At 71.3% G+C, this 13,964-nt stretch carries 12 protein-coding genes; 3 read left to right on the plus strand and 9 right to left on the minus strand.

All coding sequences use genetic code 11. From position 1 onward, the window contains the following. Window positions 1-50 precede the first annotated feature (50 nt). The 4 genes from DI269_RS08495 to DI269_RS08510 are packed head-to-tail and all read right to left on the minus strand — an operon-like array spanning window position 51 to window position 3,896. On the minus strand, window positions 51-971 hold the full coding sequence (locus DI269_RS08495; RefSeq protein ID WP_112134728.1) for a carbohydrate kinase family protein: 921 nt from the start codon (window positions 969-971) through the stop codon (window positions 51-53). Then, window positions 968-1,750, minus strand: a complete 783-nt coding sequence (locus DI269_RS08500; RefSeq protein ID WP_112134730.1) for an ATP-binding cassette domain-containing protein — start codon at window positions 1,748-1,750, stop codon at window positions 968-970. The genes DI269_RS08495 and DI269_RS08500 overlap by 4 nt, the downstream gene beginning before the upstream one ends. After that, entirely contained in the window at window positions 1,747-2,781 is a 1,035-nt protein-coding gene (locus DI269_RS08505; protein WP_112134731.1) for an ABC transporter permease, read from the minus strand. Before DI269_RS08505 ends, DI269_RS08500 begins: the two co-directional genes overlap by 4 nt. A gap of 32 nt (window positions 2,782-2,813) precedes the next feature. Beyond that, window positions 2,814-3,896, minus strand: a complete 1,083-nt coding sequence (locus DI269_RS08510) for a substrate-binding domain-containing protein (RefSeq protein WP_112134733.1) — start codon at window positions 3,894-3,896, stop codon at window positions 2,814-2,816. Window positions 3,897-4,060: 164 nt separating this feature from the next. Here DI269_RS08510 and DI269_RS08515 point away from each other — a divergent pair, with 164 nt between their 5' ends. Beyond that, window positions 4,061-5,050, plus strand: coding sequence for a LacI family DNA-binding transcriptional regulator (locus DI269_RS08515; protein WP_112134735.1), 990 nt, complete (start codon window positions 4,061-4,063; stop codon window positions 5,048-5,050). A gap of 12 nt (window positions 5,051-5,062) precedes the next feature. On the opposite strand, the gene DI269_RS08520 is transcribed toward DI269_RS08515, so the two are convergent. Genes DI269_RS08520 through DI269_RS08530 form a run of 3 tightly spaced genes read right to left on the minus strand, consistent with a single transcriptional unit; the run spans window position 5,063 to window position 7,211 of the window. Beyond that, complete coding sequence (locus DI269_RS08520; protein ID WP_232822672.1) at window positions 5,063-6,217, minus strand: RNA polymerase sigma factor; 1,155 nt, start codon at window positions 6,215-6,217, stop codon at window positions 5,063-5,065. A 53-nt stretch (window positions 6,218-6,270) separates the two neighbouring features. After that, entirely contained in the window at window positions 6,271-6,594 is a 324-nt protein-coding gene (locus DI269_RS08525; protein ID WP_112134739.1) for a YciI family protein, read from the minus strand. Between the two features lie 17 nt (window positions 6,595-6,611). Beyond that, window positions 6,612-7,211 carry a dihydrofolate reductase family protein gene (locus tag DI269_RS08530; RefSeq protein WP_112134741.1) on the minus strand — a complete coding sequence of 200 codons (600 nt, stop codon included), beginning with the start codon at window positions 7,209-7,211 and terminating at the stop codon, window positions 6,612-6,614. 228 nt (window positions 7,212-7,439) lie between these two features. On the opposite strand from DI269_RS08530, the gene DI269_RS08535 reads away from it, so the two are divergent. After that, window positions 7,440-11,708 (plus strand): glycosyl hydrolase family 28-related protein, encoded by a 4,269-nt coding sequence (locus DI269_RS08535; RefSeq protein ID WP_157974841.1) that lies wholly within the window; start codon window positions 7,440-7,442, stop codon window positions 11,706-11,708. A gap of 35 nt (window positions 11,709-11,743) precedes the next feature. After that, on the plus strand, window positions 11,744-12,976 hold the full coding sequence (locus DI269_RS08540; protein ID WP_112134745.1) for a glycoside hydrolase family 71/99-like protein: 1,233 nt from the start codon (window positions 11,744-11,746) through the stop codon (window positions 12,974-12,976). Between the two features lie 52 nt (window positions 12,977-13,028). Here the strand turns inward: DI269_RS08540 and DI269_RS08545 are convergent, their stop codons facing one another. Beyond that, window positions 13,029-13,367 (minus strand): hypothetical protein, encoded by a 339-nt coding sequence (locus DI269_RS08545; RefSeq protein ID WP_112134747.1) that lies wholly within the window; start codon window positions 13,365-13,367, stop codon window positions 13,029-13,031. Window positions 13,368-13,380: 13 nt separating this feature from the next. Further along, on the minus strand, window positions 13,381-13,932 hold the full coding sequence (locus DI269_RS08550) for a matrixin family metalloprotease (RefSeq protein ID WP_112134749.1): 552 nt from the start codon (window positions 13,930-13,932) through the stop codon (window positions 13,381-13,383). Window positions 13,933-13,964 lie beyond the last annotated feature (32 nt).

Here is a 13,964-nt window from a genome sequence, read left to right on the forward strand (position 1 = left end):
CGCATGATCGGTGAGCGATCATGCGGCGCGGCCCTTTGCGTTGCGGGACTTCAGACCGCGAGTTCGCTGCGGCGCGGCGGATTCGCCCCGGCGCGCGAGCACGTGGCGGCGGCGACCGCGGAGGCGAACTCGACCGCCGCGCGGGCCTCGCTTTCGTGGAGGCGCGCCAGCCGGTCCGGGCGGAGCCGGTCGGCGCGGTCGAGCCAGTGCAGCAGGCCGCCGCTGAAGGAGTCGCCCGCACCGACGGTGTCCACGATGGACGTGCGGTGCGCCGCCACCGTGAACTCGAAGCCGGGCCCGAAGACCCGCGAGCCGTCCCCGCCGTGGGTCACGACGACCAGGCGGCGCCCCGCGTCGACCCAGCCGCGCGCCAGCTCGGCGGGGTCGCGACCGGGCCGCACCCACGCCAGGTCCTCGTCGGAGACCTTGACGAGGTCGGCGAACGACAGCCAGCGGTCCAGCCGCGCCCGGTACCGGTCCCGGTCGCCCAGGAGTTCCGGTCGCACGTTGGGGTCCAGGCTGATCGTGGTCTCTCCGCGCAGGCTTCCGAGCCACGCCTCGACCACCGGCCCGCCGGGGTCGAGCGCCAAAGCGAGCGACCCGGCGTGCACGGCGTCGAACCCGGGTGCCGCGGCGAGTTCGGCTGCCGCCCACTGCCAGTCGGCGGTCCCGTGCACGTGGAAGCGGTAGTTCGCGCCGCCGCCGGGGGCGACCGACACGACCGCCAGACTGGTCGGCTCCGGCGCGTCTACCGCCCACCGCAGGTCCACTCCGGACTCCTTCAGGTGGCCCCGGAGCAGCTCGCCGAACGCGTCACCGGCCAGGCGTCCGAGGAACGCCACCGGCGACTCCAAGCGCCCCAAGGCGACCGCGACGTTCATCGGGCTGCCGCCCGGATGCGCCGCCGGCCGGGACGGGTCGGACTCGGGGACCACCAGGTCGATCAATGCCTCGCCGACGACGCCGATCAACGCGGGTCCTCCTGCGCGGCACCGGTCATGATCGCCACCGCGTCGGTCATCGAGTGCGTCTTCGGCGTGATCACGGCCGCCCGCTTGCCGAGCCGCTGGATGTGGATGCGGTCGGCCACCTCGAAGACCTGCGGCATGTTGTGCGAGATGAGGATGACCGGGACGCCCCGGTCGCGCAGGTTCGCGATCATCTCCAGGACCTGCTGCGACTCGCGCACGCCCAGGGCCGCGGTCGGCTCGTCGAGCACGACAACCTTGGAGCCGAAGGCGGCCGCCCTCGCGACCGCCACGGCCTGGCGCTGCCCGCCCGAGAGGTTCTCGACCGGGACCGTCACGTCCTGGAGGGTGGTGATCCCGAGTGCGGCGAGCTCCTCCTTGGCCCGCTGGCGCATCCGCTTCTTGTCGACCGCGCGCAGCACCGTCCCCAGTGGACCCGGTTTGCGGAGTTCGCGGCCCAGGAACAGGTTGGCGGCGACGTCGAGCGCGGGCGAGACGGCGAGGGTCTGGTACACCGTCTCGATGCCGTGCGCGCGGGCGTCCTGGGGACGCTTGAAGTGCACGCGCTCCCCTTCGAGCCGGATCTCCCCTTCGTCGGGGACCTCGGCGCCGGTGAGGCACTTGATCAGCGTGGACTTGCCGGCGCCGTTGTCGCCTATGACGGCCAGGACCTCGCCGTGGTGGAGCTCCAGGTCCACCCCGTCGAGGCCGACGACGCGGCCGAAGGTCTTGACCAGGCCGGTCGCCTGGAGGATCGGCTCGCTGGTGCTGTTCGCGGTCATGTGCGCGCCTTCCGAATCCACTGGTCGATCGAGACCGCCGCGATGATGAGCACGCCGACCGCGAACGTCTGCCACAGGACGTCGACGCCCACCAGGGACAGCCCGTTGCGGAAGACGCCGACGATGAGCGCGCCCAGCAGCGTCCCCCACACGGTGCCGCGGCCGCCGAACAGGCTCGTCCCGCCGATCACCACGGCCGTGATCGAGTCGAGGTTCAGGTCGACGCCGGTGTTGGGCGACGCGGCGTTCGACCGTCCGATCTGGATCCACGCGGCGACGGCGAGGATCGCCCCGGCCGCGAGGTACACGCTCGCCAGCACCCGCTGGACCCTGATGCCCGCCAGGCGCGCGGCCTCCGGGTCGTCGCCGCACGCGTACACGTGCCGGCCCCACGCCGTCCCCTGGAGGATCAGCGCCAGCGCGATGTACAGCACCAGCATCATCACCACCCCGACGGTGACGTTGACCCCGCCGACGGCGAAGGTCTCGCCGGTCAGCGTCAGCAGCGCCGGCATGTCGCCGCCGCGGACGGTCGCGCCGCCCGAGTACAGCAGTGTCAGGGCCAGGAAGACGTTGAGCGACCCGAGGGTGACGATGAACGGCGGGAGTTTCAATCGGGTGACCAAAAATCCGTTCAGGGCGCCCGCGCCGAGCCCGACGGCGAGGCCGAGCGCGAGCCCGACCGGCGCCGGGACGCCGTTCTGCACGGTGGTCTGCGCGACCACCATGGAGCCGAGGACCATGACCGCGCCGACCGACAGGTCGATCCCGGCGGTGAGGATGACGAGGGTCTGGGCCAGGGCGAGCGTCCCGACCACCGCGACCTGCTGGCTCACCAGCGAGAGGTTCGACGGTTCGAGGAAGCGCTCGTTGAGGGCGCCGAACACGGCGACCGCGGCGATCAGGACGACGGCCGGACTGATCGCCGGGTAGCGGTGCAGGAGGTTGCGGATCGCGCCGAGGGGCGTCGACCGGTCGAGGAACTCCTCGGCCAGGTCGGGCCCGGACGGCGCGGCGGCGTGCTGGTTCACGTGTGCTCCGTTGTTCTCAGGACGGCCGGGACCTAGCCCCAGCAGACCTCGGCGGCCTCGGCGGAGGTGATCGACTCGACGCCCTCGTGCGGCTGGTCGGTGACCAGTTCGACGCCGGTGTCGAAGAAGTCGAGCCCTTCGGAGGTCTCGGGGGCCTCGCCGGTGGTGGCGAGCGCGTGGATGGCCTCGACGCCGAGTTCGGCCATGCGCACCGGGTACTGCTGGCTGGTCGCGGAGATGACGCCGTCGGTCACGGCGGTGACGCCGGCGCAGCCGCCGTCGACCGACGCGACGATGAGGCCCTCGGTGGCGTCGGCGGCGTCGAAGGCCTCGTACGCGCCGTAGGCGGCCGGCTCGTTGATCGTGTAGACGACGTTGACGTCGGGGTTGATCGACAGGAGGTTCTCGGCGGCGGTGCGCCCGCCGTCCTCGGCCCCTTGGGAGGCCTCGTGCCCGACGATCTCGTACTCGCCGCCGGAGTAGGAGCCGGTGGCGGCCTCGTCGCCGATCACGGCGGCGTCGGCGGTTTCGATGCCCATCCCGTCGAGGAATCCCTGGTCGCGCTGCACGTCGACGGAGACGACCTTGTCGTCGAACAGGTCGATCATGGCGATGACGGCCTTCTCGCCGCCGAGCTGGGCCGCGGTCCACTCGCCGATGCGCTGCCCCGCGAGGAAGTTGTCGGTGGCGAAGGTGATGTCGACCGACTCGGGGTCGGACGGGGGCGTGTCGAGGGCGATGACGTAGAGGCCCGCGTCGCGCGCCCGGATCAGCGCGTCCTCGACGCCCGGTCCGTTCGGGGTGATGAGGATGCCCTTGTCGCCGCGCGAGATGGCGTTCTCGACCGCCTGGATCTGGGTGTCCTCGTCGCCGTCCTCGCGGCCGGCGGCGAAGGTCAGCTCGACGCCGATCTCCTCGGCGGCGGCTTCGGCGCCCTCCTGCATGGACACGAAGAAGGGGTTGGAGGTGGTCTTGACGATGAGCGAGACGCCGACGGTGTCGTCGTCGCCTCCGTCGCCGGAACTGCACCCGGTCAGCGCGAGTGCGGCGCCGATCGTGAGCGCGCTGGTGGTCACGAGGGTCCGGCGGAGGCCGCCGCGTCGATTGCGATTCATCGGTGAATCTCCCATGAGGCGTTGCCATCGCCGCCCGTTTGACAACGATGTCATCACTAGTTCTAGAGCATGGGGGCGTGTAAGGTCAAGACCAGTTGAATTCTGGAGGTCAATTCGTGACATCGTTGTCAGCGCGAGACCCGGGCAGCGGGTCCCGCCCCACCATGCGACAAGTCGCGGAACTCGCCGGCGTCGGCATCAAGACCGTCTCCCGCGTCATCAACGGCGAACCGAACGTCACCCCCGAGACCGCCCAGCGCGTGCTCGACGCCGCCGGCGCCCTCGACTACCAGCCCGACCTGCACGCCGGCAACCTCCGGCGCTCCGACCGCCGCACCCGGACCCTCGGCCTGCTCGTCGGCAGCGTCGACAACCCGTTCTCCGGCGCGGTCCACCGCGCGGTCGAGGACGCCGCGGTCGGCCGCGGCGTCGCCGTCTTCGCCTCCAGCCTGGACGACGACCCCCAGCGCGAGCGCGAGGCGGTGGCCGCGTTCCTGCGCCGCCGCGTGGACGGCCTCATCCTCGTCACGGCGACGGCCGACCAGACCTATCTGGAGCCGGAGCTGCGGCGTGGCACCCCGATCGTGTTCGTCGACCGCGAACCTTCGGGCATCGAGACCGACGCCGTCGTCAGCGACAACGCCGGGGGCGCCGCCCGGGCCGCGGAACACCTGCTCGCGCAAGGACATCGGCGCATCGCGTACCTGGGCGACCTCCGCAGCATCCAGACCGCCCGCGAGCGCCTCCGCGGCTTCCTCGACGCCCTCGCCCGCGCCGGCGTCACCGCCGCCTCGGTGACCGAGGACCTCCACGACCAGGACGCCGCCCGCGAGGCGCTCGTGCGCCTGCTCGACGCCCCGGACCCGCCGACCGCGGTCTTCAGCGCCCAGAACCTCATCACGATCGGCGCGCTCCACGCTCTCCGCGAGCGCGGGCGCCACCGCGACACCGCCCTGGTCGGCTTCGACGACGTCGCCCTGGCCGACCTCCTCGACCCCGGCGTCACGGTGGTCGCCCAGCACCCCGAAGACCTCGGCCGCCTTGCGGCCGAACGCGTCTTCGCCCGCCTCGACGGCAACGACTCCCCGTCGCAGCGCATCGTCGTGGGCACCACCCTGATCGTGCGGGGCAGCGGAGAGATCCCTCCGAAATAGACCGGAGGCCGGTCAGGTCGCGTCGCGTCGTCTCGTGAGGAAGGCGATCTCGGCCGTGTTGCCCGCCAATGCGATCGCGGCGTCGTAGGCGTCGCGGGCCTCGTCGGCGCGGTTCAGGCGGCGCAGCAGGTCGGCGCGGGCGGCGTGGTACGCGTGGTAGCCGGACAGGTGGGGGCCGAGGTCGTCGACGAGGGCGAGTCCGGCCTGCGGGCCGTCGCGTTCGCCGACCGCGATCGCGCGGTTGAGGCGGACGACCGGTGAGCCGTCGAGCCGCAGCAGGTGGTCGTAGAGGGCGACGACCTGCGTCCAGTCGGTCGCGTCGCCGTCGGTGTGGACGGCGTTGATCGCGGCGAGCAGCTGGTACCGGCCGGGTGCGAGGCCGGAGGCGAGCCGTTCGCGAACCAGCGCATGGCCTTCGGCGATGAGCGCGGTGCTCCAGAGGCCGCGGTCCTGCTCGTCCAGCGGGACGAGTTCGCGGGCCGTGGAGACGCGTGCGGCGCGGCGGGCGTCGGTGAGGAGCATGAGGGCGAGCATCCCGGTGACCTCGCCGTCGCCGGGGAGCAGTTCACGGAGCAGCCGCGCGAGCCGGATCGCCTCGCCGGTCAGGTCTTCGCGGACCGGCGCGGTGCCGGGCCCGGACGCGAAGTAGCCCTCGTTGAAGATCAGGAACAGCACGGCCAGCACACCCGAGACGCGGCCGGGCAGGTCGGCGGCGGACGGCACGCGGTAGGGGATGCGGGCGGCCGCGATCTTCGCCTTGGCGCGGGTGATGCGGGCGCCCATCGCGGTGTCCTGCACCAGGAACGCGCGGGCGATCTCGGGCACGGACAGGCCGCCGACCATCCGCAGCGTCAGCGCCACGCGCGCTTCGATGGCGAGCGCCGGGTGGCAGCAGGTGAAGATCAGCCGCAGGCGGTCGTCGTCGATCGCGCCGGGCGGTTCGGGCGGGGCACCGTACATGCGCTGCGCCTCCTCGTGCTTGCCGTCGCGCTTGTGCTCGCGGCGGATCTGGTCGATCGCCTTGCGGGCCGCGGTCGTGGTGAGCCAGGCGCCGGGGTTGGGCGGGACGCCGGCGGCCGGCCAGCGCTCGGCCGCGGTCGTGAAGGCCTCGGCGGCCGCGTCCTCGGCGGTGCCGAGGTTCCCGAACCGCTTGGCGAGGCTCGCCACCACCCGCGCCCACTCGTCGCGGTGGGCGCGGGCCAGGGCCTCTTCGACGTCGTCTACAGGAACGGCCTGATCTCAAGGCGGCGGTTGCAGGCCTTGGAGCCTTCGGCGACCAGCGCCAGGGCCACGTCGAGGTCGGGCGCTTCGATGATCCAGAAGCCGGCGGCCCACTCCTTGGTCTCGACGAACGGGCCGTCGGTGAACACCGGCTCGTCGCCGCGGCCGTCGACGACGGTGGAGACGGCGGGGTCGGCCAGCCCGGCGGCGAACACCCAGTGCCCGCCGGCGCGGAGCCGGTCGTTGAACGCGTCGATCGCGACCCCCTCTTCGGCGGTGCCGTCGTTGCTGCGGTGGTGGATGACGTTGACCAGGTACTGCATGCTGGGATTCTCCCCCTCTAGTCCGTGGTGCGGCGCTGCGGCCCGGCGTCTGCGGGGACCGCGCCGTGCGGGTGCGGGAGGTAGACGAGCTTCTGCGTCCGTCCGTCGAGGACGGTCGACTCGACCAGCTCCAGGTCGAACTCGGCCCCGCCGTGGAAGAGCGCGGCCTCCCCCGAGCGGCCCGTGATGGCCGGGAAGATGACGACCTCGATCCGGTCGACGAGCCCGGCGGCGAGCAGCGCGCGGTTGAGCGCGACGCTGCCGTGGCAGCGCATCGGGACGTCGGTGGTGCGCTTCAGGCGCTTGATCGCGGTCACGGCGTCCTCGCTGATCACCGTCGAGTTCTCCCACCCGAGCGGCTCGGTGAGCGTGCTGGAGAAGACGATCTTCGGCAGCGCGTTCAGGCTGTCGTAGTACGGCTCGTCGTACTCGACGACGAACTTCCGGAACTGCCGGAACGTCGTCGCCCCGAACACCAGGACCTGCTCCTGCGCGAAGGTCCGCACCCGGTCCTCGCGGATCTCGGGCCCCTCCTTCCCCCAGTACCCGGGCCAGCCCCGGGCCATCCCGTAGCCGTCGAGGCTGCAGAAGAAGTCGACGGTGAAAGTCGCGCTCATGATGGTGCTCCTTCTCGTGTCCGCACCGCCCCTCGCGGGCGGCCTCACCCCCTCCACGAACGGGCCCGCCCCGTTTCGACAACTCCCGTGGAAGTTTTTTCGGGGACGCGTCGGCGCAAGCCGGTCCCGCACACCGCTTGACTTACTAACACCTATGGAGTTAATTTGTTGGCGACACCGTGACCGATCCCCCAACCGATCACGGCCACCCCCCACACAGGAGTTTCAATGACGAAACCGTCACGGCGGCATGCGTTCGCGACTGACGCCACGAGAGCTCTCACGGGCCGGGTGGTCGTCGCGACCGCGGTCCTCGCGATGACGCTGATCGGTGCTGCGCCACCGGCGGCGGCCGCGCCGACCGTCGAGGTCGACCGCTACCCCACCGGGATCGGCGCCGATCTCGCCGCGGCCCCGCGCACTCACGGGATCGCCGTCGCCACTGCGCCCACACCGGACGCGCAGGTCACGGGCGAGGAGAGCGGGCGCGAGTACTGGCGAACCGACACCGCCGCGGGAGCCGAGCGCCTCGCGCTGGACCTGGTCGACGAGTACGTGGGCCGGCTCGCCGGCACCCCCGGATACCTCGTCGTGGACCACCGCGCGGGAGAGGCTCTGGTCGCCACGAGCGGGACCGAGACCCTCGATGCCGGTGTCGCAGAAGCGGACGGCGACGGGGACGGCTGGACCACCACCGTCGTGACCCTGCCCGCCGGGACCCTCGACGCGGCCGCCGACCCCGAGGTCGAACTCGCGGCTGCCGAGGGCGACCTCACGGTCGCGTCGGTTCGCGTCGTCGCCCAAGGGACGAGCGTGGACCTCGGCCCCACGGTGACAGAGAACGGCATCGCCGTCCGCGCCGGCGACGACACCGCCGGACTCGTCACCGGCACCGACGACGGGCGCGGCTACTGGCAGACCGGCCGGGCTCTCGGCACGAACTTCGTCTACGCGAACGTCTCGAACACCTACGCGCTCAACACCACCGACCGGGTACTCGTCGACGCCACCGTGCAGCAGGGCGGCGGGTCGCTGTTCCTCCAGTACGACTCGCCGGGCGACACCATCCCCGACATGTTCAAGCCGTCCGCCCGGCACCAGCTGGGCGACGACGGGTCCTGGACGTCCAGCTCCTGGCTGCTCGACGACGCCATCCTCACCAACCGCTCCAACGGGTCCGACTTCCGCGTCTCGGTCGAGGACTCCACTCAGGACGTGCGGATCGACGCCCTCGCGGTGACCGTGGTGCCTGACGAGATCGACCCCGCCGTCGGGCTCCGCGAGCTCGTCGAGCAGGCCGACATCGCGCACTACGCCGCCAGAGAGGGCGAGCGCGACGGACAGTACCCCGCGGGGTCGAAGTCCGTGCTGCGCGGGGAGATCGAGGCGGCTCAGGCCGTGGTCGACGACCCTGGAGCGACCGAAGTCGAGATCGATGCGGCCATCGACGCCTTGCAGAACGCGCTGGAGACGTTCCTCGCCGCCGAGGTCACGACCGACCTCGCGCGCGGCGCCGCGGTCACCGCGAGTTCCACCAGCGCAGGCGAACCCGGCGCCGTCACCGACGGGACCGACTCGACCTGGGTGTCCGGTCGCGACGAGGAGACGGCCTGGGTCCAGGTCGACCTCGGCGCGCCGACCGCGATCGACGAGGTCGTCGCGGACTGGAGCGGGGACTACGCGCACGTCTACCGGGTCCAGGTGTCCGACGACGGCGAGGAGTTCGAGACGGTGGCGACGTCGGGGGCGCTCGGCGGCGGACCGATCCGCACCCGCTTCGAGGAGACGACCGGCCGCTACGTGCGCCTCGCGCTCGACGAGAAGGCCACCCAGCGCGGTGCTTACGGCCTCAGGTCGTTCGAGGTCCGCAATGCATCCCTTGTAGACCTTGATTCGCGCATCGTGGAGACCGTGTTCCCCAGCGACGACGTGATCGTCGCCGACCTCGACGTCACCGACTTCGGCGCCGACCCCACCGGCCAGACGGATTCCACGGCCGCGATCCAGGAGGCCCTCGCCACCTGCCGCGACGCCGGCGGCGGCACCGTGTGGGCGCCGGCCGGGACCTACCAGGTGAGCGACACCCTTGAGGTGTTCGCCTACTGCACGCTGCGCGGAGACCACCGCGACCTCGACGAGCAGCCGCTCGGCGACCCCGAAGCCCCCGAAGGGCTTGGGACCGTGCTCGAAGCGCACCTGCCCTCGGGCGAGGACGGCCCCGCGCTGCTGCGCGTCGGCGGATCGGCGGGGGTCGTCGGCCTGACGACCTACTACCCGGAGCAGGACGCCGCGGACCCGGTGCCGTACGGGTGGACCGTGGAGATCCCCGGGCTCGCGTGGATCGGCAACGAGAACTACATGCTCGGCACGGTCGAGGACGTCACCTTCCTCAACTCCTATCGCGGCCTTGGCATCTCGACAATGCGCAACGACCGCGGCGAGGGTCCCGGAGCGCAGGGGCACGAACTCGCGAACGTGCGCAACGTGTCCGGCACCGTCCTCTTCGAAGGCGCGGCCGGGTACAACGGCGCCGACGTCGGCGTGTGGGAGGACGTGCGCTTCGACAACGGCTACTGGGCCGGGGCGGGAGAGGAGTACGGCGCGCCCGACCGCGAGGTCCTGAACGCGTGGACCCGCGAGCACGGCACCGGTTTCGTGCTCGCCGACCTCGAATGGGACCAGTTCACCGGGCTCCACGCCGCCGACTACGCGGTGGGCATCAAGGCGGTCGAGGGCCCGCGGGCCTCGTTCACCGGCGTCTTCGTCGACGCCGAGATCGTGGATTCGGGCATCGCGGTCCTGGTCGAGGACGCCGACGAGCGCTGGGGGACGTCGTTCGCATCGAGCGTCCTCGAAGGCTCCGACGCGGCCGTGCGCAACACCTCCGGCGGCTACGTCAAACTCACCGACACCGAAGTGGACGGTTCGATCGAAGGCACCGTGCACGTGCTCGACGGCCCGGACGACGTCCCCGATCTCACCGACACCCGCATTGCCCCGCGCCCGGAGGAACTCCTCTTCGACGTCACGGCCTCGCCGTACGACGTCCCGCGCACGCCGAAGCAGTTCTCCGACACCGATGCGACCGCGGGAATCCAAGCGGCGCTTGACGACGCGGGCGAAGCCGGCGGCGGCATCGTCTACCTGCCCGCGGGCTGGTACACCGTGCGCGGGCACCTCTCCGTCCCCGCGGGCGTCGAACTGCGCGGCGCCTCGGCGGTGCCGAACCGCACGTCGCTCGTGGAGTCCTCGGGCACGGTCTTGATGGCTTACGCAGGCCGCCAATACGACACCGACGATGCGTCGGTGGAGACCGCAGCCGAAGCGACCGCGGTCGTGACGCTCGCGGGCGAGGACGCCGGCGTGCGGGGCCTGCGGGTGCTGTACCCGGAGAACAATCCGGCCTCGAATGAGGGCGCCGTGCCGTACCCGTTCGCGATCAGAGGCGACGCCCCGGGCGTGTACGCGGTGAACGTCGGCCTCGACAACGCCTGGAACGCGATCGACCTCACCGAGGACGCCGACGGATTCCTGGTGCGGCGCGCGCTCGGCATCTTCCTCGCCGAAGGTGTGCGCGTCGACGGGGCTTCGGACGGCGTCGTGGACGGCGTGCTGTCCAACGGCAACGTCATGACCCGCAACGCATACGGGCTCCCCGGCCGGGTCGAGGAGGCGAACCTCTTCGCGCAGGTCATCGACGGCGTCAGCCGCCAGCGCGAAGTCCTCGTCCGAGCGATCGGCGCGCAGGACCTCGAAGTCCGCAACACGTTCGCCTACGGCTCGCACGACGGGATCGTCGCGAGCGACGGCGCGACCGTGACGGCCTTCAACCTCGGCACCGACAACCTCGGGCCGGGCGGATACACAGTGGACGCCGACGAATCGAGCGCCGTCACGGTCGTGAACCTGATGCGGTACAACGGCACCACCAGCAGGGGTCCGGTCACGATCGTCAACCCGATGGCCATCAACATGGCGACCTCGTCGCTGACCGCGGCACCCGAGGGCAACGGCACCATCCGGATCGACGGCAACGAGGTCGCGCCCGGACGGTACGAGACCGGCAGCACCGTCACCGCGGTCGCCGAACCGGCCGAGGGCGCACGGTTCACCGAGTGGCGCAACGGCTCCGGCGAAACCGTCTCGACCGACGCCCGCTACACCTTCGCACTCCAGGCGGACACCGCACTGGTCGCCGTATTCGAACCCGCACCCGAAACGTGGATCGAAGCGGTGGCGGTCAGCAAGTGCACCGGCAAGAAGGCCCACATCGTGGTCCGCCTCTACAACACCGGAACCGAGACCGTCTCGATCCAACTCTCAACCCCGTACGGCCAGCGCGAGGTGGACGAGCTCGACCCCGACTCAGGGGCCCGCCTCCAGATCCCGACCCGCTCCACCAGGATCCAGGCCGGCGAAGTCGAGGTGACGGTGAAGGACGCCGAAGGCGCAACCGGCGTCCTGACCCTGCGATACGAAGCCGTCAACTGCCGCTGACCAGCGTTCCGACACACGACGAAAGGACCTCAACGATGAGCATCTCCCGACGTTCCTTCCTCGGCCTCACCGCGGCGGTCGCCGCCACGGCGACCACCGCCCTCCCGACGGCCGCTTCGGCGGCGAGCCCGCCCGGCGACGTCGTCGGCAAGGTCACGGCCGGTTACCAGGGCTGGTTCGCGTGCCGCGGCGACGGCGCCCCGATCGACGCGTGGTGGCACTGGGCCCGCCAGGCCGACCAGCCGCCGTCGATCTCCAACTCGGCGATCAAGTCGTGGCCCGACACCCGCGAGTACGCGACGACCTACGGCACCAACTTCCCGCCGCTGAACGACGGCCGCCTGGCGCACCTGTTCTCCTCGCACGACCAGCAGACCGTCGACGTCCACCTGCGCTGGATGGCCCAGCACGGCATCCACACCGCGGCGCTCCAGCGGTTCAACCCGTTCGGCTCCGAAGGCCCCACGCGCGACGCCGTCGCCAACCGGGTCCGTTCCGCCGCAGAGCGAACCGGCACGAAGTACTACATCATGTACGACGTGAGCGACTGGCTCGCAATGCGATCGCAGATCACGCAGGACTGGGCGACGAAGATGTCCGCCCACACCGCCTCCTCCGCCTACGCCCGCCAGAACGGCAAGCCCGTGGTCGGCATCTGGGGCTTCGGGTTCAACGACCCGCAGCGCCCGTTCACCCCGCAGGAGTGCCAGGAGGTCGTCGACTGGTTCCACGCCCAGGGCTGCTACGTCATGGGCGGCGTCCCCACCTGGTGGCGCACCCTCGGCGAGGACTCGCGGCCCGGATTCGCGAACGTCTACCGCTCGTTCGACATGATCTCGCCGTGGCTCGTCGGCCGCATCGGCAATGCCGCGGGCGCCGACAACTTCTACTCGGCCGCGACCGTCCCCGACCTCGCCGAGTGCAACCGCCTCGGCATCGACTACCAGCCCTGCACGCTCCCCGGCGACCTCCAGGAACGCCAGCGCGCCCATGGCGACTTCATGTGGCGCCAGTTCTACAACCACGCCCGCGCCGGCGTCACCAGCACCTACATCTCCATGTTCGACGAGTACAACGAGGGCAACCAGATCGCCAAGACCGCCGCGGTCGCCGGCGACGTCCCCGCGGGCTCGGGCATCTGGGCCCTCGACGAGGACGGCACCCCCTGCTCCTCCGACTACTACCTCCGCCTCACCGACGACGGGGGCCGCATGCTCCGACGAGAACTCGCCCTCACCCCGACGCGTCCGACTCCGACGCGGATCTGAGAGGACGACACCGCAAAAAGACCGGCAGGGACCGCTTGGGCCCCTGCCGGTCTCAGGTGGTGACGCCGGGGAGGTTGACGCCACAGGTCTCCTCGATGAAGACGCCGACGGTGGTCACGTGCTCCTCGTCGACCATGGCGCGGTCGTCGTGCTCGTTGGCGTGGAGGATGCCTTCGAACTCGTCGGCGAGTTCGTCGGGCGCGGTCTCGGCGAGCGCCGCCAGGACTTCGGCCTTCTCCCCCGGCTCTTCGAAGCCCACCGCGCCGACCTCCAGGGCGGTGGCCTGGTCGCAGAACGCCTCGCGCTGCGGCCAGTCGTCCAGGGTGCGGTTCACGAAGGCGACCGCGGCGGCTGCGGCGGCGACCGCCACGGCCGCTGCCGCGATCGCCATGCGGGCGTTCGCCTTAGAACGTCGCATTGATCGCGCTGATGTCGTGCGCGTCGAAGCGCGGCCGGCTGGAGTCGATCTTGTTGCGCATGCACGAGTTGTTGTCGGTGTCGCTGGGGGCGGACCGGTGGCCGAGCCCGGCGGTGTGGCCCAGTTCGTGGCAGGCGAGCGACCTCCACGAGTCGATGCCGTAGGAGGCGGCGTAGGACAGGTTGTAGCGCAGCCGGTAGACGTCGCAGTCGCCGTCCCACCACCACTCGTCCTCCTGGCAGTTGGTCCGGCCCGCGATGCCCTGCCAGGAGCCCGTCCTGCCGTAGTAGGCGTCGTAGATGAGCACGTCGGTCTCGGGGCCGTCAGCGTAGGTCGCGTCCATGACGGACCGGTCGAGCTGGCCGAGGCCGTGCGTGGTGGCGCCGCTGGCGGCGCGGGTGAGGTTGAAGCGTTCGAGGTAGTGGGTCGTGTTGTCGGGGGGACCGCTGTTCGCGTCGCCTCCGTGCGAGGCCTGGACGGGAGCGGCGCCCGCCAGGAGTACGAGCGCGGCGGACGCGGTCGCCAGTAGGATTCGCATCGGACGGGATCGCAAGGCGCGGTTCGCTTTCG

Source organism: Glycomyces dulcitolivorans (assembly GCF_003265355.1).
Lineage (GTDB): Bacteria > Actinomycetota > Actinomycetes > Mycobacteriales > Micromonosporaceae > Glycomyces > Glycomyces dulcitolivorans.